Annotated in this window: 16 protein-coding genes; 13 read left to right on the top strand and 3 right to left on the bottom strand. The window is 53.6% G+C overall.

Annotated features, from left to right (window positions below):
• The first annotated feature begins 42 nt into the window (after window positions 1-42).
• Window positions 43-1,332, top strand: a complete 1,290-nt coding sequence (gene eno / locus J2Z18_RS05585) for a phosphopyruvate hydratase (protein WP_007133019.1) — start codon at window positions 43-45, stop codon at window positions 1,330-1,332.
• Window positions 1,333-1,987: 655 nt separating this feature from the next.
• Here the strand turns inward: eno and J2Z18_RS05580 are convergent.
• Window positions 1,988-2,179, bottom strand: coding sequence for a hypothetical protein (locus J2Z18_RS05580; RefSeq protein WP_028406730.1), 192 nt, complete (start codon window positions 2,177-2,179; stop codon window positions 1,988-1,990).
• Window positions 2,180-2,474: 295 nt separating this feature from the next.
• Here J2Z18_RS05580 and J2Z18_RS05575 point away from each other — a divergent pair, with 295 nt between their 5' ends.
• On the top strand, window positions 2,475-2,660 hold the full coding sequence (locus tag J2Z18_RS05575; protein ID WP_028406731.1) for a hypothetical protein: 186 nt from the start codon (window positions 2,475-2,477) through the stop codon (window positions 2,658-2,660).
• A gap of 75 nt (window positions 2,661-2,735) precedes the next feature.
• On the top strand, window positions 2,736-3,638 hold the full coding sequence (locus tag J2Z18_RS05570) for an RsiV family protein (RefSeq protein ID WP_210094345.1): 903 nt from the start codon (window positions 2,736-2,738) through the stop codon (window positions 3,636-3,638).
• Between the two features lie 95 nt (window positions 3,639-3,733).
• Here J2Z18_RS05570 and J2Z18_RS05565 read toward each other — a convergent pair whose 3' ends face one another.
• Window positions 3,734-4,258: a hypothetical protein gene (locus tag J2Z18_RS05565; RefSeq protein WP_210094344.1), complete on the bottom strand. Its 525-nt coding sequence runs from the start codon at window positions 4,256-4,258 to the stop codon at window positions 3,734-3,736.
• A gap of 42 nt (window positions 4,259-4,300) precedes the next feature.
• Window positions 4,301-4,963, bottom strand: a complete 663-nt coding sequence (locus tag J2Z18_RS05560; protein ID WP_028406734.1) for a M50 family metallopeptidase — start codon at window positions 4,961-4,963, stop codon at window positions 4,301-4,303.
• A 144-nt stretch (window positions 4,964-5,107) separates the two neighbouring features.
• Between J2Z18_RS05560 and J2Z18_RS05555 the strand changes: the two genes are divergently transcribed.
• The 10 genes from J2Z18_RS05555 to J2Z18_RS05510 all read left to right on the top strand — a co-directional run bounded on the left by J2Z18_RS05555 (window position 5,108) and on the right by J2Z18_RS05510 (window position 20,112).
• A complete protein-coding gene (locus J2Z18_RS05555; RefSeq protein WP_210094343.1) occupies window positions 5,108-7,186 on the top strand; it encodes a TerB N-terminal domain-containing protein in 2,079 nt (692 codons plus the stop codon).
• A gap of 56 nt (window positions 7,187-7,242) precedes the next feature.
• On the top strand, window positions 7,243-8,577 hold the full coding sequence (locus J2Z18_RS05550) for an ATP-binding protein (RefSeq protein WP_210094342.1): 1,335 nt from the start codon (window positions 7,243-7,245) through the stop codon (window positions 8,575-8,577).
• Window positions 8,574-10,760: a DEAD/DEAH box helicase gene (locus J2Z18_RS05545; RefSeq protein ID WP_210094341.1), complete on the top strand. Its 2,187-nt coding sequence runs from the start codon at window positions 8,574-8,576 to the stop codon at window positions 10,758-10,760. Before J2Z18_RS05550 ends, J2Z18_RS05545 begins: the two co-directional genes overlap by 4 nt.
• Before the next feature lie 349 nt (window positions 10,761-11,109).
• A complete protein-coding gene (locus J2Z18_RS05540; protein ID WP_028406738.1) occupies window positions 11,110-11,313 on the top strand; it encodes a hypothetical protein in 204 nt (67 codons plus the stop codon).
• Between the two features lie 482 nt (window positions 11,314-11,795).
• Window positions 11,796-12,806: a LacI family DNA-binding transcriptional regulator gene (locus J2Z18_RS05535; RefSeq protein ID WP_007132950.1), complete on the top strand. Its 1,011-nt coding sequence runs from the start codon at window positions 11,796-11,798 to the stop codon at window positions 12,804-12,806.
• A gap of 202 nt (window positions 12,807-13,008) precedes the next feature.
• Complete coding sequence (locus J2Z18_RS05530; RefSeq protein ID WP_007132949.1) at window positions 13,009-14,007, top strand: ABC transporter permease; 999 nt, start codon at window positions 13,009-13,011, stop codon at window positions 14,005-14,007.
• Window positions 14,008-14,107: 100 nt separating this feature from the next.
• Window positions 14,108-14,992, top strand: coding sequence for a carbohydrate ABC transporter permease (locus J2Z18_RS05525; RefSeq protein ID WP_210094340.1), 885 nt, complete (start codon window positions 14,108-14,110; stop codon window positions 14,990-14,992).
• Window positions 14,993-15,052: 60 nt separating this feature from the next.
• Window positions 15,053-16,696 carry a type 2 periplasmic-binding domain-containing protein gene (locus J2Z18_RS05520; protein ID WP_186332972.1) on the top strand — a complete coding sequence of 548 codons (1,644 nt, stop codon included), beginning with the start codon at window positions 15,053-15,055 and terminating at the stop codon, window positions 16,694-16,696.
• A gap of 124 nt (window positions 16,697-16,820) precedes the next feature.
• Window positions 16,821-18,167 carry a glycoside hydrolase family 30 protein gene (locus J2Z18_RS05515; protein ID WP_210094339.1) on the top strand — a complete coding sequence of 449 codons (1,347 nt, stop codon included), beginning with the start codon at window positions 16,821-16,823 and terminating at the stop codon, window positions 18,165-18,167.
• A 232-nt stretch (window positions 18,168-18,399) separates the two neighbouring features.
• The gene (locus J2Z18_RS05510; protein ID WP_245255854.1) at window positions 18,400-20,112 is read left to right on the top strand and encodes a sigma-54-dependent Fis family transcriptional regulator; all 1,713 of its coding nucleotides are present in this window, start codon (window positions 18,400-18,402) and stop codon (window positions 20,110-20,112) included.
• Window positions 20,113-20,144 lie beyond the last annotated feature (32 nt).

Raw genomic sequence — 20,144 nt, 5'->3', positions numbered from 1 at the left:
TCTTTACCATAAACGATACCAAAGAAAAAGGAGACTATACCCATGACTATTATTTCTGACGTATATGCTCGCGAAGTCCTTGACTCCCGCGGCAACCCGACTGTAGAGGTTGAAGTATACCTGGAATCCGGCGCGATCGGACGCGCGATCGTTCCATCCGGCGCTTCCACTGGCGTTCACGAGGCGGTTGAGCTTCGCGACGACGACAAATCCCGTTACCTGGGCAAAGGCGTTCTGAAAGCTGTTGAGAACGTGAACGAAATCATCGCCCCTGAAGTAATCGGTATGGACGCGCTTGACCAGCTCGGTATCGACAAGCTGATGATCGCTTTGGACGGAACGCCTAACAAAGGCAAGCTCGGCGCAAACGCGATCCTGGCTGTATCCATGGCTGTAGCACGCGCTGCTGCTGACGCATTGGATCTCCCGCTGTACGTATACCTCGGCGGATTCAACGCCAAACAGCTTCCAGTACCAATGATGAACATCGTGAACGGCGGTGCACATGCCGACAACAACGTAGACGTTCAAGAGTTCATGGTACTGCCTGTGGGCGCACCTAGCTTCAAAGAAGCGCTTCGCATGGGCGCTGAAATCTTCCACAACCTGAAGTCCGTTCTGAAAGGCAAAGGCCTGAACACGGCAGTTGGCGACGAAGGCGGTTTTGCTCCAAACTTCACGTCCAACGAAGATGCACTGTCCTCCATCATCGAAGCGATCGAAAAAGCCGGCTACACGCCAGGCAAAGACGTATTCCTGGGTATGGACGTTGCTTCCACGGAATTCTTCAAGGACGGCAAATACGTTCTGGAAGGCGAAGGCAAATCCTTCACGCCTGCGGAATTCGTTGACCTGCTCGCTTCTTGGGTAGACAAATACCCAATCATCACCATCGAAGACGGATGCTCCGAGGACGATTGGGAAGGTTGGAAGCTGCTCACTGAGAAGCTGGGCAACAAAATTCAGCTGGTTGGTGACGACCTGTTCGTTACGAACACTGAGCGTCTGGAGAGAGGTATCAAGGAAGGCATCGGTAACTCCATCCTGATCAAGGTTAACCAAATCGGTACATTGACTGAAACATTCGATGCAATCGAAATGGCAAAACGCGCAGGCTACACCGCTGTTGTCTCCCACCGTTCCGGTGAGTCCGAGGACAGCACGATCGCTGACATCGCTGTTGCTACCAACGCAGGTCAGATCAAGACGGGTGCACCTTCTCGTACGGACCGCGTAGCGAAGTACAACCAATTGCTTCGCATCGAAGACCAATTGGGCGAGCTTGCTCAATACAACGGCTTGAAGTCGTTCTATAACTTGAAGCAACAATAATTTAGGGTAAAGCCCGGCTCCTGCTCTTGCAGGGGCTGGGCTTTTTATTTTGCGCTTTTCTGGGTGAGGGCGTGGCTGTTGGCTGCACATTTATTAGGGTGCCGTGGGGCGGTGCGTATATCGACTCCGGTCGCTGTTAAAATCGGGAAGCTGGAATGGAGTAGGCAGAGGATACTTCCCGATTTTAAAGGCGAACGCATAGCTCCTCCGCCGATATACGCACCTGTGGCAGGGAAGAAAGTGTGCAGCCCAGCCACGTGGGTTCCCATAGAAGCGCAAAGGCAAAGCCGGCTCAGCTGCAAAGGCAGGAGCCGGGCTTTTTTGGGGAGGAGGGAGGAAGGGCTGCACATTAGGGTTTGTGCCGTGGGGCGGTGCGTATATCGGCTTCGGTCGCTGTTAAAATCGGGAAGCTAGACTGGAATAGGTAGAGGATGCTTCCCGATTTTAAAGGCGAGCGCGCTGCTCCTCCGCCGATATTCGCACCTGTGGCAGGGGAAGAAGTGTGCAGCAAAGCCCTTGTGGGTGTCCCATGGAAACGCAAAGGCAAAGCCCGGCTTGGCTGCAAAGGCAGGAGCCGGGCTTTTTATGGAGAAGGGGGGCTGTGGCTGCACTCCTTAGCGAGCCGTGGGGCGGTGCGTAAATCGTCTCCGGTCGCTCATAAGTCTGACTTTTCAAGGTTATTAATTTTTGTATGTAAGTTTTTTACCTCTGCCCTTAATTTTGTGATGTCCTCTTTAATTTCAGATCGGTTAACCGCAAGTTTTACGATTCGATATAGGACTAATAAAACAACAAAGATTATGACTAGATTGGCGATCAGGCCTCCAAAACCAAATGCCGAACCCATATCAACACCCCCTTATCATGGGATTTTATTAAACTATTTACAATTATACCATTACACGCGCTCTTCGTTCGACCGTATGGTGAAAACAACCGATTGCTTTGCACCAGGCTCCTGCTCTTGCGGGGGCTGGGCTTTTTATTTTGCGCTTTTTTTGGGAGTGGGGGAGGGGCTGTGGCTGCACACCTGTTAGCGTGCCGTGGGGCGGTGCGTATATCGAATAAGTGAGCAGATTTGAATTCCTCATTCCGCAAACTATGGTAAAATTGGGTATGCGGCATAGTGGAGGTGCATTCATATGGTCATGGGCCCGGAGCCATTGGATCAAGTACAACAGGAAGTTTCAGAAAGAAAGGTCAAGGAGAAGCTTGCAGGTCATCAGCAGCGGGGGTTGCTGAGCGATATGGCGATGACTTTATTAGCGGCTGGTGTATTGATCGTGATCGCCGTTATTTTTGGATTTATCATTCATATTGTCAGGTAGTGATTGGAGTTGCTTTGAAATACTGATGGAAAAGAAATTGGGGTTTCATCCAATCGTAGGGGGAACGAAAACGTAATGAGTAAAGTTGTTTCTGGATGGTTGATCGTGTGCCTCATCAGCCTGATCTCATTCGCATCAGGGGTTGATGCGGCTTCAACCAAGGTTAAGACAAGCGTACATTACTTCCTCGGCCAACAATATGTGCAAATTAGCGGGGAAAACAAAAAAGTGGTCAGTGATATCAATAGGATTCTTAAAGCAGACGCCCAGCTTTTAGCCTGGGCGAATATGGAATACAAAAAGAGCGGTGAACATACCTCTTTTCGTTCCAAAGCCAATACCAAATACAATAAAAACGGAAAGTTATCGATTGTTAATACCATCTACTTAAATTCTGAAGGCGGCCAAACCATCTCAGCCAGTACATTTAATTTTGATCTAAGGACAGGCGAGCGCTTGGAGCTTGATGATGTGATCAAGACTGAAAGTCAAAAGCTCAATCTGATTGAGGCTGTTACATCGCAGCTTGTAAAGAGGGAGTCCAAAGGGGATCCGATCTTCACGGATCATATTGAATTTTACCTTACTCAGTCCAATCACTCATTTTACTATTATGATCAGGGCATCGTCATCCGCTTCAATCCAGGTGAAGTTGGGCCTCACTCCGAGGGATTTGTGGATGCTAAAGTAGACTATACAACAATTAACAAGAAAAGGAATGGCCCGCCATCGCCTGCTCCAACCATTCCAGGTTATACGTATGTCACAAAGTCCCATATCGAAAATGAATTTACCGGATTTGATTACGGGAATATTTATGAATTAGCAAACGGGCAAACGTGGAAGCAAGTGGGGTATGTATTTTATTATAATCCCTCTTGGCCGGAAGTGATCATTTATCAAAAAGGGTCCAAATATTACTTGAAAGCCGAGTACATAGATGAACTCGTAGAGGTTGAGCTTGTCGGAACAGATTAACTGGACCTCAATATTTTTTAAAAAGCGCTACTACCCACTTCAGCTAATAAAGAAGCCGCCGTCCCTCTCACCGAGGAAACGACGGCTTATTCCATTTACAGCACTTCAAGCGGAATGCGGTCCCGGATGGATTGCCCATGGCTGTTCCTCCACTCGACGACGACATAAACGCCGGAAGGCTGGAATTTGATCATATTCCGTTCGGCAGCCGTAATCGGGCTTTCCACCGAGCCTAGATCCTCCAGATTCTGGAGGAGATTGATCGCCCCGCCTACGGCTGTCTGGCTTCCACTAAGCACGGGAACGGCTTCATTCTCGCTGCCGAGCGTCTCATAAACGGTATAGCTCAGGTAGTCGGAGTGCCTGATTTCGTTAGAGTCCCCCAGATAGACCAGCTTGGCATTGCCGCGCCAAATGGAGTCCTTTGTTCGAATGACGGTATAGTCCTCCACCCGCCAGGCGGCTCCATTCCCTTCTAGTGTATATAATTCCGTATGATCCGCAGTCTTAGTATCTGCAGTTTCGTTATCAGGTATTGCTTTAGACCAGAGGATGCCTAAAGTGATGAGACTCGAGGCAACTAACACCACAAGCGCTCTGATCCATTGCTTCCGGGCCATGCTAAGCAGCTCCTTTCAAAATCAGGTAAGCGGGACGGCCCATCATCGCTTCTTCCAGAACAGCTGCAGCGCCACCTTGGCGCACCACAAGGAAAAGACGAAGAACAGCAGTGCCCAGATAATCGCGGGAACCACAGTCATATTGGCCAGATTGCTTGCGTCTCCTGCTTGCGATGGCTGGCTCAGCGCCCGTATGGCCAAGGTCAACGGCCCCATGACGGACTCCTCCAGCACGAGAAAGGCCAGGAGCAGGTAATAGAAGTTGCGGATTTTCGGTCCCAGCATATAAAAGATAAGATTGACGATGATGAAAATAATGAGCCACCACAGCCCGTACCCCTTGTGTACGAAGAAAATAATCATAATAACCGCCAGCGCGGTAATGGTCATTAAGCCTTCGCCCTGCCGTTTGCGGGCATATCCCAGGAACATGAGAATGGCGAACACGGAGGCCGATACATACCCTGCCAACGAGACAACGACAGGACTCCAGCCCCCCGAGGACAGCATGGAATACGTGACGCCGCTGTGATCCGGGTTCAGCTCAATGCTGAGCACTCGGCCGGACATGAGGAGGGTCATGAGTGCGTGTCCCAGTTCGTGAATCATCGTATCGAGGATGCGGAACCAGGAAGAGAAGGGGATCAGCCGGGTCAGAATGGCCGCCCCTACCAGAAATAATAGTGCCTTGATCCATTTATTCATCAGGAAGTCCTTTCCGGCTTCAGTCTTTGATCTGGAGCATCGTTCGCTTTCATCCCTTATAATATAGATGAGTTTCATATGAAAATCCATTAGACTAGCCACGCAAAATGGTATAATTGAAGTCATGACGGAGGTTCATGACCGATGAAAAATGAGAAGCCGGATTTCAATAATAACAAAAACAATCACATAGAGCACATAAGACATACCACACTGGTCAATGATCAGGGGATTCGTTTTGCTGAAATCGAGTTCGGCGGGGAGGAGCGGGACATGCCGCTTGCCACCCGGACCGGGGAGGGGCTGAATCCGGATCAAGAGCAGGATCGGCAAACGGAGGCACCTCAAGCACCGGTGGGGAGAAGCTCGTTGGTTGTAAAGCCGCAGGAGCCCCCCGATCTGAATTTGGACGACAGCTTCCGTTATGTGACCAAGGAGCAGCAATTTGCGCTGAAAGCACGGGAGCTGGCCTGGCATACGGAGGAGGCGGCTCCATTCGCTCCGTTCAAAACATACTGGCCGACGTACGAGCAGATGAGGCCTGAACAGTTTCGCTGGTATTTTTACTGGCGGGAGGAGGTACGGTCCGGCCGGTACCCGGATACGGATTTATCCTATTTGTTCTTGTACTTTTACGAGCTGATTCACGGCGTAGGCTGGAGCGACCCGCGGCAAGGATACGATTTGATGCTGCAAGCGTGGAACGCTTACCGAGAGCGTTATGCCAAGCTCGATATGTATTTGCGGGAATGGCTATATGATTTTATGATCGTGCATCACCTGGATATGCCGATTCCCGAGACGTATGATCGCCTGCCGCGGGCCATTTCGCCAGAATTGAAGGAGCGGGAGTACATGCGGCGCTTCTCCCTTCAGCCTGCCGAGCTGACCTGGGAGCTGCTGTGCGGCCTGCTGGATTATGACGCCGAGAAGAGCCGTTTCTATCAGGAATCCGGACGCAAGGACATGCAGCGGTATGCCCCGAAGGTTGTGGCGCTGGTCGACAGCTATCTGGTCAAAAAGACGGGGCAGCGCTTCATCGACCGCTTCCAACCCCGGCCAAGACAGGTCAAGCGATATCTGTTTCGCAGCGCGGTGTATGACCATGGTCTGCATGGGCGAACGGTTGTCCTGACAATCCTCTCCTTAAGCGAGTATGCCCCATTGCGGGCTTACATGACCGGGTTGATCCGGCTGACGGAGAACAAGCTGAGGGAGCTTAGGGGCTTCAAGGGACGGCTTCGCGGGACGGAGGCCATCGGACCGGATGTGGCGCAGCTGGTTGAACGGTATTTGACCAAAGAAATAGAGCAGCAGCTTGAAGCCGAGCGGAAGAAGAGCATCCCGGAGGTGCAGATCGATACAAGGAAGCTGCGGCGACTGCAGCGGGAGTCGGACGAGGTCCGCGACATGCTGCTTGTCGAGGGGGCCGGATCGGAGGAGGCCTTGGATGAGAAGTCTTCATTAGTCCATGCAGGTTCAGATCAGTCCCCGAAAGCCGTCTCATCTGGAAAGCGCAAACCGAAGAGTGTGGATGTCGTTCAGGCCGTGATGGATTTTGATGCGGGGCTCCCTAGCGAAGATTCTTCCGGAATGGAACCGCGGATCGAAGGGACGGCTAACGCAACGACCGTAAAAGCGGCTAAACCAACGACCGTCGAAGCGGCAAACGTACCGACTGGACAAACTACGGGGGGATCTTCTGCGGAAACCGCTGAGCAAATCTATAAACAGGCTGCTGAACAATCTATCGCGCTTACTACTGTAGAAACTACCCTGGATACTAACATAAAAACTATCGAAGAACCAATCGAAGAACCTTTCGAAGAAGCTACCAAAGAAGCTACCGAAAAAAACGCTGAAGTAACGCTTGGCGCTAAAGAAATCCCTCATATTGAACGGGGATCGGAGGCTGAAGCGAGTAAAGCAGAGGAAGCATCCCATTCACACGGACAGGCATGGCAATGGGATGTTGAGGATGACGATTGGCAGCAGCTTGCGGAGCGTCTGACGCCCGTGCATATGGAGATTCTGCACGCCTTGAAGGCGGGACCGAATTCGGCTGCGCTGCAGCCCATTGCAGAGCGCGCAGGCTCGATGCCCGCCCTGCTGCTGGATGAGATTAACGAGGCTGCGATGGACACCATCGGGGATCTGCTGATTGACGGAGAATCCATTGCGGAAGAATATATCGACAAGATGGATGCTTTGAAGAGGATATAAAAGCAAGGGCGGTACAACCGGCCTCTAATGCTTTTGAAAGAAGGTGAATATCGATCATGAACGAGTTAAAAATCCCGAAGCGGCTCACCACTGCCCTTGTGAACTCCATGACGGCAGGCGTCGTGCCGCGCGTTGGGCTTGAATATATTGCCGTCGGGCGTAAACCGGAGGTGGAGTCGATCCTGCGGGATATGGACAATATCGCCGAAGGGGGAGCGGCTTTCCGCCTTATCACGGGACGTTACGGCAGCGGCAAGAGCTTCCTCCTCCAGATGATGCGAAACTATGCCATGGACCGCGACTTCGTCGTGGCGGATGCGGATTTGTCGCCGGAGCGCCGGCTGGTAGGCACGAAGGGACAGGGGCTGGCGACGTACCGGGAGCTGATGACCCATCTGTCAACGAAGACGCGGCCTGACGGCGGAGCGCTGGAGGCTATTCTGCAGAAGTGGATTGCGGCGATTCAGCAGCGAATCATGGGTGAGGCGGGCCTTCGGCCGGATGATCCCGCCCTGAACGAACGCGTGGAGCTGGACATTTTCGCGGTGACGAATGAGATGCAGAATCTGGTGCACGGGTTTGATTTTGCGAAGGTTCTGGCTGCTTATTGGAAGGGCTATAAGCTTGGCGACGATGACCGGAAAGCGGCGGCGCTGCGATGGCTGCGCGGGGAAGTGCCGACCAAGACGGAAGCCCGCAAGGAGCTCGGCGTAGGGGTCATCATCGACGATGACAACTGGTACGACTATATGAAGCTGTGGTCCGAATTCACGGCTGCGATTGGATACAAGGGACTGCTGCTGTTCATTGACGAAGGGGTTAACCTGTACAAAATCACGAACAGCATCTCCCGTCAGAGCAACTACGAGAAGCTGCTCACCATGTTCAACGACACGATGCAGGGCAAAGCCCAGCACTTGGGGATCTACATGGGCGGCACGCCCCAGTTTGTCGAAGACGAGCGCCGGGGGCTGTTTAGCTATGACGCCCTCCGTTCACGTCTGATCGATGGACGTTACGGCAGCAGCACGCTCCGGACGTATACATCCCCGATCCTGAAGCTGGACATGCTCTCGTACGAAGAAATTCTGATCCTTCTGCAGAAGCTGAGGGATATCCATGCCCTGCACTTCAAGTATGAGCCGCAGCTGAAGGACGAGCAGCTGGTGGCGTTTATGCAGGCTGCCGTGAACCGGCTGGGCGCGGAAGAACTGCTGACGACCCGGGAGGTTGTGCGGGATTTCATGGACCTGCTGCACACGCTGCATCAGCATCCGGAAGCCAGCTTCGAGCAGCTTATGGGCGAACGTGCGGAGGCGCAGCCAATCGGCAAAGGAGCGGATGAGCCGGGGGACGACCTGGATGATCTGCTGGCGGAGTTTGAGCTATGAGCGCAGCGAATCCTTTTTCCCGGTTGGCGCCATTCATTCAGGAATTTATCTATAAAAAAAGATGGGATACCCTTCGCGAGGCACAGGTTGAAGCCTGCCGCGTCCTGTTCGATACGCCGAACCATTTGCTGATCGCATCCGGTACGGCCTCGGGGAAGACGGAGGCGGCGTTCTTTCCCGCCCTGACGGAGCTGTATAACAGGCCTTCAAGCTCGGTAGGCATTTTGTATATCGGGCCGCTTAAGGCGCTGATCAACGACCAGTTCGAGCGCATCAGCGATCTGCTGAAGGAGGGGCAGGTTCCGGTATGGCACTGGCACGGCGACGTGTCCCAGGCTGAGAAGACGAAGCTGATGCGGAAGCCTTCCGGCGTGCTTCAGATTACCCCGGAGTCGCTTGAGGGGCTGCTGATGAACCGGCCGAATGCGATACCGGCCTTGTTTCAGGATCTTCGGTACGTCATTATCGACGAGGTCCATGCGTTCATGGGAGCTGATCGCGGCATTCAGGTGCTGAGCCAGCTCACCCGCATCGAGCGGATGGCTTCGTGCGAGCCTCGCCGGATTGGCCTGTCGGCTACGCTGAGCGACTACGAGACCGCGGCCGGGTGGCTGGGTGCGGGAACGCAGCATGCGGTCGAGGTCATTGCTCCGCAAGGCGGGCGGAAGCTGCGGCTGTCGGTGGAGCACTTCTCCTTTCCCGATGCGCGGGACGAGAAGCAGGCCGAGCAGCTGGAGCTCGCGCGCAAAGCCTACTATGATTTCGTGTACGATCACACGCATATGAAAAAAGCGCTCGTCTTCACAAACAGCCGCTCGGACGCAGAGCTCACGACGCTGGAGCTGCGGCGAATCGCCGCGAAGCGGCAGCAGCCGGACGTCTTCCATGTGCACCATGGAAGCATCTCCGCCATGCTGCGCGAGGAAGCGGAGGCCGCGCTGCGGTCGGGTCCGGGGCCGGCGGTGGCCGCGGCAACCCTAACCCTGGAGCTCGGCATCGACCTCGGCGAGCTGGAGCGGGTCATCCAGCTCGGTGCGCCGTACAGCTGCTCCAGCTTCGTGCAGCGGCTCGGCCGTTCCGGCCGCAGGGGGGACCAGGCCTCTGAGATGATGTTTCTTTGCCCGGAGGACGAGGATGAAGAGGCGCTGCTGCCGGCGCGCATGCCCTGGATGCTGCTGCGGGCGATCGCCGTCATCGAGCTGTACATCCGGGAGAAATGGGTTGAGCCGCTCACCTTGCGGAAGAAGCCGGTGGGCGTGCTGTACCATCAGACGATGAGCACGCTGAAGAGCATGGGAGAAGCCGAGCCGCAGGATCTGGCGCGGGCTGTGCTTACGCTCCCGGCATTTCGCGGCATCGAGCCGGAGGAGTATAAGGAGTTCCTGCAGTATTTGCTGCAGACCGATCATATCCAGCGCACAGAGGAAGGCAGCCTCATCATCGGTCTTGGCGGGGAGAAGATCGTAAATAACTACCGCTTCTATGCGGTATTTAAGGACGATGAGGAGCATGTCGTCTACAACGGATCCGAGGAGATCGGATCGATTACGACCGTGCCGCCTCCGGGCTACTGCTTCTCACTGGCCGGCAAGCTGTGGAAGGTAGAGGAAGTGGACACCAAGCACAAAGCATTGTACGTGAAGGCTGCCAAAGGCAAGGTCGATACGCTATGGCTGGGCGCCGGCGGCGATGTCCACACCCGGGTCGTGCAGAAGATGCGGGAGGTGCTGGCGGACAGCACCATCTACCCGTATCTCGCGCCCGGTGCCGTGAACCGCCTGGAGCGGGCGCGCCGGCTTGCCCGGGAGAGCGGGCTTCTGAAGCAGGTCGTTATCCCGGCGGGCGGGGATTCGCTGTTTATACTGCCTTGGGCGGGCAGCAAGCAGTTCCGCACGCTCGAGCGGCTGCTTAAGCATAATCTGTCCGAGCCGCTCTCCTTGCGCTCGATCGTGCCGATGGAGCCCTATTACATGATCGTTGCCGGCAAGGCGGATGCCGGGACGCTGCTGGAGGAGATCCGCCGCGAGCTGGCGGAATGCAGCGACGCCAGTTCGCTGCTGGACCCGGACGAGGCGCCTTACCTCGGCAAATACGACGAGTTTGTGCCGCCTAAGCTCGTCCGCACGGCGTTTGCCGCCGACGGGCTGGATGTGCAGGGCCTGGCTGAGTTGTTGCGGTCGTGATAAGCGCCTTGCGGGGGTTTTAGCCAGCGTTCATAAGCGCAAACATAGTCGCGAAGTAAACATGCAATCGAAAACAGCCATGGAAGAACGGGACATGCCCGACTCCATGGCTGATTTTTTACTCTTCACTTTTTGATAGCACACAGGATTTCAGGTCATTAAAACGTTTCTCGTTTTCTCGGATCCACTTCGTTTCATCGCTGAATCGGCCGGGACTCGTCGCAGGATTTCAGCTTAGGATCTATAACTAGAGAGATAAATTATTCCAGCTTTGTCGATCTGTGTTACAATATTCTTAGCTAGAAAATACAATACTTTGAATTTCTGTGAACTAGAGGTGAAAACAGCTGTGAAAAATAGAAACAAGACAGGTATTGTTGTGGCCCTAATTTATTGTTTTGTCCTTTATGCGATTTTAATTGATGCACCCCCTGGTGAGGCTCCGGTTAATCCGCCATGGGCACCCGCCATGATTCCGCTTGGAGCTGTTATTATTACATCTCTTTTTGATTACGTGATCAAGTTCGATTTCTTCGAAAAAAAGAAAAAGTGAATGGATAAAATGCCAAAATTAAAAATTGCGAAGTCTTTTAGTGGCTGGAGTTCTGCTCTACATTTCTGCTCTACATTTAATTGAATTCCAGCCTTTGACTGAAACCCTGCGGACATCTCTTCAAGAAATGATCCCTTCCTTTATTTTCTTAATTTAAAGAGCCGTCTGAATCGGCTTAATCATCGCATGTAATCTAGGTTATCCCCAAAATGAGCCTTGGTGATGTCATTCACCAAAGGTTCTGTTCCTTTTGGAACCGTACTGCCCTCCCTCAAAAGGTTCTTCCATCACTCGCACGCAGATGGGATCACCCGATCCACTTCCGTCGTCTTCCATCGGCTTCCATCGGCCCCGAGGATTGGTGCGAATGACAAGCCTCGCATAAAAATCCGCCTACCCGAAAAAATAAGCATTGTGCTCAACGCCATCGTATGGTAACTTATGTACATAAAAACGTTTTTATTGCAAAGGAAGATCAGTGAATGGGCAAGGTAACCATCAAAGATGTCGCAAGAGAGGCCGGCGTATCGATTTCGACGGTATCGAACGCGCTCAATGACGTGGACGTGCTGAATCCCGAGACCAAGTCGCATGTGTTGAAGGTGGCGGAACGGCTCAACTACGTGCCGAACCTGAACGGCAAGCTGCTGAAATCGGGCAAGACGAAGATGCTTGGCTTCTTCACCACCAGCGTATCGGGGCCCTATTTCTATACGCTTGTGGAATCCATGTCCCGCGAGTGCGACCGTCTCGGCTACGGGCTGAACGTGTTCGTGACGAAGGACAAGCAGGTCATTATGAGCAACATTTTGGGCGGGCGCGTAGACGGCGTCATCATTTTCGAAGAGCTGAGAATTGATGATAAAGACATTGCCGTCATGGAGAAGGACAAAATCAAGGCGGTATTTCTCGATCGCGTCGTTCAGAACGAGACGATGGGGAGCATTATTTTCGACTCATATGAAGCTGGATATGAGGCGACGAAATACTTGATCAGTCTCGGACACCGCAATATTGCTTACATATCGGGCGTGGACACCATGTTCGACAGCGTGCAGCGGAAGGAGGGCTATCTCGCGGCCTTACGCGAAGTGCAGTTTCCGATCGATGAGGACTTGATCCTCCAAGGTTATTTCGAGGAGGAAGGCTCCTATAACGCCGTAAAATCGTTCATCCACATGCATCCAGGCAAGGTGCCGGACGCGTTCCTGGCAGGGAACGACCTCAGCGCCATCGGCTGCATCCGGGCACTGAAATCGCTCGGCTACGAGGTTCCGAAGGATATCAGCGTCGTCGGCTTTGACGACATCGATATCGCACAGTATTTTACGCCGCCGTTATCAACGGTGCGCAACCAGATTGCGCGGCAAGGCATCCTGGTCGTTGACCATCTGGTGCGCATGATCCAGAAGAAGGAGCAGGGCAAGGTGCAGAAGCTGGCGGGAGAACTGATCGTCCGCGGCTCCAGTCAAGTGAAGGTCCGATCGGAATGAGCCGGAGCCAGTAGACTAGGCAGAAGGCATCATTTCGGATCTGTTTTTTTAAATTCATCCAAGCATAGGGGGTTTTTATTACCAAAAATAAAAACGTTTTTATTGAATGATGAATGATTGCGTTCTTATGGATGGGTAACAAGGTGTAGTGCAATCGAGGGGTCTGGAAACAACCATGTTATTAAAGGAGGAGGCGAACGAGGTGGCAAAGACAGCCGAGGCTCCGTCCGCGACGCCCGCAGGAACGGGAGCCGTGCTTCCATCCGGCAAAAAGCCGATGGGGCGGAGAGTGAAGGAGTTTGTCGTGGATTTCGGACGGCAATGGGAGCTGCAGTCCATGATTCTTCCGGGCGTCGTGTTCATGTTTATTTTCTGCTACATTCCGATTTACGGTCTGACGATCGCATTCAAGAGCTACACGGTCATCGACACGATCGATTCCGCGCCGTGGGTCGGCTTGGACAATTTCAAAATCATCATGTCGGACAAGTACTTCTGGGATTCCGTCGTAAACACGCTGGGCATCAGCTTTCTGAAATTAGCGATCGGGTTCGTCATTCCGATTATTCTTGCCATCATGATTTACGAGGTCAGCTTCGGGCGGTTCAAGAAATTTGTGCAGACGGTGTCGTACCTGCCGCACTTCCTGTCCTGGATCGTGCTCGGCGGGATGCTTATTACCTGGTTCTCGACGACGGGCTTGTTCAACCAGCTGCTGCTCAGCCTGGGTCTGATCTCGCAGCCGCAGAACATTATGCTGGATCCGAACAAGTATTGGTGGATCGCCACCTTGTCCGACATCTGGAAGGAAGCGGGCTGGGGGACGATTCTGTATCTGGCGATTATGGCCAAGATCGATCCGACCTATTACGAAGCCGCGAAAATCGACGGCGCCAGCCGTCTCAGACAAATCTGGAATATTACCATTCCGAACATGAAAATGATCATCAGCTTGAACTTGATCCTAACTGTAAGCGGTTTATTAGGCTCGAACCTGGATCAGACGCTGGTGCTTATGAACTCGCAAAACCGGGAAAAGGCGGAGGTTATCAACTCTTACGTATACCGGATGGGGATGACGCAGGGTGACTTCTCCTACGCAACGGCCGTGGGCCTTGGCGTCTCGATCGTTTCGGTCATTCTGCTCGTGACCGCCAACAAAGTCACCAGCAAATTAAACGACAACCAGTCGGTTCTGTAACGGTTGTTCACCCAAAAGTGCCCGCTGCATCCAAAGCGCCGAATCGGACGCTAAGGGTTAAGGGCGGGCGGTAGAAGTGTAACGGGAGGGAGGCTTTACCTTGAATTCGAAAGCAGCGAAAGGGGACTGGGATAGCCGGATCTTCGATGCCGTCAATATCGCATTGCTGGTAGTGTTTACGCTTATCATCGTGGTTCCGCTTTGGAATGTTCTGGTCTCTTCCTTCAGCTCGGGCAGAGCTCTGGCGGAGGGCGGGTTTATTTTCTGGCCGACCGAATTTTCCCTTGAAAATTACCAGGCCGTATTCCGGGATGACGGCATCTGGCAGGCCTTCTTCATCTCGGTCGCCAAAACCTTGATCGGGGTCATCACCCACGTCTTTTTCTGTGCGATGGTCGGCTACGGCCTCAGCAAGCGGTACGTGCGCGGCCGCAAATTTTATGTCACGATGGGCGTCATCACGATGTTTTTCTCGGGCGGGATGATTCCGACGTACCTGCTCATCAAGGACCTGGGCATGCTGAACAGCTTCTGGGTGTATATTATTCCGGCGCTGCTCAGCTTCTACGATGTCATTATTTTGATGAATTTCTTCCGCAACGTGCCGGATTCGCTGGAGGAATCCGCGAAGATTGACGGCGGCGGGGATTGGCGGATCTTCCTGAGCATCTTCATTCCGCTGTCCATGCCGGCAATGGCGACCATTGCGCTGTTCAACGGCGTCGGACAATGGAACGACTTTATGACGACCAAGCTCTATATCACGGATCAGTCGCTGTACCCATTGCAAATGATGCTCTACGAAATTATCGTGCAGTCGCAGACGCAATCGATGCAGAACGCCGGCTCGGTCGTGATCGAGACGACAACGAAGGGCGTTCAGCTTGCCACGATCGTTGTTACTACGCTGCCGATTGTTGCGATCTATCCAATACTTCAAAGGTACTTTATTTCCGGAATGATGCTGGGAGCGGTGAAAGAATAAGAAAGCAGCAGTAGGTCGGGTCTGAAAGAAAGCGCTTTTATTAAAAGGGAGGGTTACTGGATGTTGAAGATGGATAAATCAAAGGGCAAAACAAGATTTGCATGGGCTTCGCTCATGCTGGCGATTATGCTGGTAGTTGCCGGCTGCGGCTCGGGCGGCGACTCCGGCTCCAAGAAGGAAAACTGGATCTCAATCGAGGACCGGTACACCCCGGATCCGGAAACGCCGGCGTGGAAGCTCGATAAGAAGGAAGAGGCGACGGAGCTGACCTGGTATGTGAACGCTGATTGGTGGAACACCGATTTCGGCAAGGACGTCGTCACGAAGAAAATCAAGGAAGACCTTAATATCAACATCAAGTTCATCACGGGGGACGATACGAAGCTGAATACGTTCTTTGCCGGCGGCGATATGCCGGATTTGATCACGACCTTCGACTCCAACTCGCCGGTAGTGCAGAAGGCTGCGACTTGGGCATTGCCGCTCAATGATCTGGCCGAGAAGTACGACCCTCACTTCAACAAGGTGGCAGCGCAGGATACGCTGAACTGGTTCCAGCTGAAGGACGGCAAAACCTACGGCTACCCGAACTACTCCAACACCCAGGCGGATTATGACAGCGGTAACATTCCGGCGAAGACGGCGTTCATCATCCGCAAGGACGTGTATGAGGCGCTGGGCAAGCCGAGCATGGGAACGCCGGATGAGTTCCGCGCGGTATTGGCTGACATCAAGCAAAAATTCCCGCAGCTGATTCCATTCGGATTCAACTCGATCGGCGAGGGAACCGGGTCGCTGGGCGACGTGCTGCAGGACTTCATCGGCGTGCCGCTGGAGGACGAGAACGGCGGGTTCTACAACCGCAATCTGGACGAGGACTACCTGACGTGGGTGAAGACGCTGAACACCGTTTATCGTGACGGCGCAATCAGCGACGACAGCTTTGCGGACGACGGGACGGCTTTTGAAGAGAAGGTAAAAGCGGGCAAATACGCAACGATTCTGCTCGACGGAACCCCGCAGCAGGGCGGCAATCTCCAAAGCTTCGCCAGCGCTAACCCGGGCAAGGAATACATCGCGATTGACGGGCCGCAAAGCACGGCGGGACATGCTCCGACCTTGAACCAATCCGGCATCACCGGCTGGATGATCAGCTTCATTACGAAGAGCAACGCCGATCCGGCCAAATCGATTCAGCTGTTCACGTACCTGCTGAGCGAAGAGGGCCAAATGCTGATGAACTACGGAATCGAAGGCGAAACCTATCAGGTCAACGCCGACGGCACCGTAGCATTCCTGCCGGCCGTGAAGGAGCTGCAATTGAACAATCCGGACACCTTCAAGAAGGATTATCGTATGGGTGAATTCATGTTCTTCGGCCATGACCGCCATAAGGCGCTAAGCCAGGACGCCTTCCCGGATGCGATCAAGCAGATGCAGGAATGGGGCCGGGGCAAGCTGGTGCCGCACTTTATTCTGGAGAATATCAATCCGGATCAAGGGACCCCGGAGGCTCGCGCATTGAGCGCCATTAATACGAAGTGGAACACGACGCTCGTCAGCATGATCCGTGCCAAGGACGATGGGCAATTCGAGAGCATTTTGAATGAATACAAATCGTTCCTTGAGGCCAACAGCTGGGACAAAATCGTGGACATCCGCAACGAGAAGATGAAAGCGAATAAGGAGAAGCTTGGTCTTTAAATAGACGAAGGTCCATGCAGGGGCTGCGGAGATTTTTCCAAGAAGGGGAGAGCTTCGGCAGACAAGCCCCTGGCATGGGCCGATCCGATGGATAGGAAACTTAGCGAACCTGGAGGGAAACAGCATGCGAAACATCACCATTTATGAGTCGAGAGGGGAAGACGAGCTATTCGTCCCGAAATCGAAGGAACAGCTATCTCCGGTACCACCGGACGAGGAGCATAGCACGATTACCATTAACGATGAGCTTACCTATCAGGAGATGGACGGATTCGGGGCATCGTTTACGGATTCGGCCGCGTATTTGATCCATCAAGTGCTGGAGCCGGAGCAGCGTTCGGTGCTGATGAGGAGGCTGTTCGATGCGGAGGAAGGGATCGGCTTGTCGGTGCTTCGCAATCCGATGGGCGCTTCCGACTATGCCCGCGATTTCTACAGCTATGACGATATGCCGGAAGGTGAAACGGACGAGGAGCTTAAGGGGTTCTCGATCGCGCACGATGAGGAGGACATCATTCCCTTACTGCAGGAGGCGCTGCGGCTGAATCCGGATGTTAAGCTGATGGGCTCGCCTTGGAGCCCTCCCGGCTGGATGAAGACGAGCGGCTCGATGATCGGAGGGGAATTGAAGCCGGCATATTACGGGGTGTATGCAGATTATTTCGTGCGGTACATCCAGGCTTATGCGAAGCATGGCCTGCCGATTTATGCCGTAACCCCGCAGAACGAGGCATTGTATTCGCCCGTGCACTATCCGGGCATGATCATGCTGCCGGAAGCGCAGAGCGATTTTATTAAAAACCATCTCAAGCCGAAATTCGTGCAGCACGGCATCAACACGAAAATACTGTGTTATGACCACAACTGGGACAAGCCGGAGTATCCAAAGGCAGTGCTCGAGCAGGCGCATGACGAGGTGGATGGCGTCGCTTGGCATTGGTATGGAGGGCGGCCATCGGCGCAGACCGAGGTGTTTGAAGCTTTTCCTGGCAAAGAGGTCCATTTCACGGAAGGATCGGGCGGGGAGTGGATTCCGCCGTTCGAACCGGCTTTCTCTAATGTGATGCGGACGGGCATCGACATTCTCCGGAATTGCAGCAAGTCGTTCGTGCTATGGAATATGGCGCTCGATGAGAAGAACGGGCCTACGGTACCGGGATTCGGCAAGAGCACCTGCCGCGGCATCGTCAAGATCGATCAAGGAACCAAGGAGCTGACCTATACGCTGGATTACTACGCGCTCGCCCACTTCAGCAAATGCATTCGTCCCAAAGCGGTCCGAATCGCGTCCGAATCCAGCCATGCGCTGGTATCCAACGTTGCATTCAAAAATACGGACGGCTCGGTGGCCGCCGTGATGTTCAACGACGGGGAGCAGGCTGCCAATGTATCGCTTGCGCTGAAGGGTATAGAGGCGTTAAGCTTCCGCATGGAAGCCAAGAGTGCCGTAACGGTACGGATTGAAGCATAACTGAATATGATAGAGGCACCCCCTGGCATGGAAGACGGCCTTGGGGGTGTTCGCTGTTCATTTTGTGCCGATGGGAAATCTTCTTACCGCTAGCGCATCCTGATCGGATCCCGTTTAATAGTCTGGCTCCCGGCCAGGTCCCTGCCCTGTGATCCCATAAAAAGTTGGTTATTTGAACCGGAACGTTTAGAATAATGAGCATAGGGTTAACCAAAGAACTTATAGGTGGAACATGATGAAGATAAAAACATTGTTTATCGCTCCTTACCCGGCCATGACCCCGCTCATCGACGAATGCCGGCAAGAGGATCCCGATCTGGATATTCATATCGAGGTGGCGAACCTCCAGGAGGCGATTCCGCTTGCGCAGGCAGGAGAGTCTCAGGGCTATGACGTGATCATCAGCAGGGGCGGCACGGCCAAGCTGATCGAGCCCGAGGTGGCGATTCCGGTCATTGACGTTCATGTTTCGGGCTATGACATGCTGCGGGTGCTGACGCTGGCGAATGATTTTCCCGGAAAAAAAGCGATTGTCGGTTTCTCCAACATTACCCTTGGGGCCAAGGCCATTACCGATGTGCTGGATATCGAGATCGAGGTGTGCACGGTCGAGAAGGCAGGGGAGGTCGACTCGATTCTGGAGGAACTCAAAGATAAGGGCTATGAGCTGATTATGGGGGATGTCGTAACGATAGAGGCTGCCGCCAAGTACCGTCTGGAGGGCATTCTTATCCAGTCCGGGCGGGAAGCGATTTTTGAAGCGTTCCAAAGGGCGAAGTCGGTTCATCGCCTTTATCGGCGAAAGGAGTGGGAGATTTCGTTCCTCCATTCCCTGCTTGCCGAGACGGCCAACAACCTCATCGTGCTGGATCGCCAAGGCGAAGTGGTCTATCAAAACTGGGCCGACTACGATTCCTGCCCGGTTTCGGTCGATGAATTAAGCGCAGGCATTCGGGAAAATCCGGATCAGACCCGTGTTCTGACGGTTCAGGAGCGCGGGCAGCGCAAGCTGAAGCAGAAGCGGATATTGAAATACATCCAGGGGAAGCCGTACTATCTGTTCGATTTCTCCGAAATGAAGGAGAGTACCGGACAAGTGGCCTTCCCTGTTGAGGCCGTATCCCAGCTGCCGATGATCATTGCCCGCAGCGAATCGATGGCCGGATGCCTCGCAGCAATGGAGCATCATCTCGAGAGCGACTCCTTCATCCTGATTGGGGAAACGGGTACCGGCAAGCAGCTGCTGTCACGCTACATTCACTTCAAGAAACACGACCGCAAGGGGCTGTACGCGGCATTGACGGCGAAGCAGGCCTTGACCGAGATCGAAGGCGAAGGCTTCGACGACGATATCAAAACGGTCTATATTAACGGAATCGACATGCTTAGTCCGAACGAGATTTCGAACCTTCAAGCTCTGGTGAGGGCTGAACGCAGCAGGGGGCGAACGGTGATACTGGCCTTCGAGAAGGAGGATCCGGTCTATCAATCGCTCCTGTTCGATGAGCAGTCCGTTCGCGTGAATGTGCCGGCACTGCGGGAGCGCAAGGAAGATATTAAGGCGCTGGCAACCTACTATATCGCTGCCTATCACGGAACGCTGGGCACATCGCCGGTCAAGCTGAAGGACGAAGCCGCGATGATGCTGGAAGGGTACAGCTGGCCAGGCAATGTGGCCGAATTAAGGACCTTGCTGAAGGATGCGGTGACGGAGGAAAAAGGCTATGTGATCGGGAGGGCGCAAATTTCCCGGCATCTTGGCAGGAAGCAGATACAGCATTCTGTAAACGCCGGTTTGCCGGCGGATTTTCTTCAAGGAACTTTGGATGAGATTGAAAAGCGGATTATTCATGCCGTCATGAAAGAAGAACATGATAATCAAACGCGCGTTGCGGAACGGCTGGGGATCAACCGCTCGACGCTGTGGCGAAAGCTGAAACAATAGTTTCAGCTTTTTTGTTATGCGGCGGATGTTAC

It is taken from the genome of Paenibacillus lactis (assembly GCF_017873605.1).
GTDB classification, from domain to species: domain Bacteria; phylum Bacillota; class Bacilli; order Paenibacillales; family Paenibacillaceae; genus Paenibacillus_AQ; species Paenibacillus_AQ lactis.
This window is presented reverse-complemented; position numbering and strand designations above follow the sequence as displayed.

Coding starts and splice junctions, on each gene's coding strand:
- J2Z18_RS05515 (WP_210094339.1), top strand. CDS start 16,821: ATGCGAAACATCACCATTTATGAGTCGAGAGGGGAAGACGAGCTATTC.
- J2Z18_RS05535 (WP_007132950.1), top strand. CDS start 11,796: ATGGGCAAGGTAACCATCAAAGATGTCGCAAGAGAGGCCGGCGTATCG.
- J2Z18_RS05575 (WP_028406731.1), top strand. CDS start 2,475: ATGGTCATGGGCCCGGAGCCATTGGATCAAGTACAACAGGAAGTTTCA.
- J2Z18_RS05560 (WP_028406734.1), bottom strand. CDS start 4,963: ATGAATAAATGGATCAAGGCACTATTATTTCTGGTAGGGGCGGCCATT.
- J2Z18_RS05510 (WP_245255854.1), top strand. CDS start 18,400: ATGATGAAGATAAAAACATTGTTTATCGCTCCTTACCCGGCCATGACC.
- eno (WP_007133019.1), top strand. CDS start 43: ATGACTATTATTTCTGACGTATATGCTCGCGAAGTCCTTGACTCCCGC.
- J2Z18_RS05550 (WP_210094342.1), top strand. CDS start 7,243: ATGAACGAGTTAAAAATCCCGAAGCGGCTCACCACTGCCCTTGTGAAC.
- J2Z18_RS05545 (WP_210094341.1), top strand. CDS start 8,574: ATGAGCGCAGCGAATCCTTTTTCCCGGTTGGCGCCATTCATTCAGGAA.
- J2Z18_RS05580 (WP_028406730.1), bottom strand. CDS start 2,179: ATGGGTTCGGCATTTGGTTTTGGAGGCCTGATCGCCAATCTAGTCATA.
- J2Z18_RS05570 (WP_210094345.1), top strand. CDS start 2,736: ATGAGTAAAGTTGTTTCTGGATGGTTGATCGTGTGCCTCATCAGCCTG.
- J2Z18_RS05555 (WP_210094343.1), top strand. CDS start 5,108: ATGAAAAATGAGAAGCCGGATTTCAATAATAACAAAAACAATCACATA.
- J2Z18_RS05520 (WP_186332972.1), top strand. CDS start 15,053: ATGTTGAAGATGGATAAATCAAAGGGCAAAACAAGATTTGCATGGGCT.
- J2Z18_RS05565 (WP_210094344.1), bottom strand. CDS start 4,258: ATGGCCCGGAAGCAATGGATCAGAGCGCTTGTGGTGTTAGTTGCCTCG.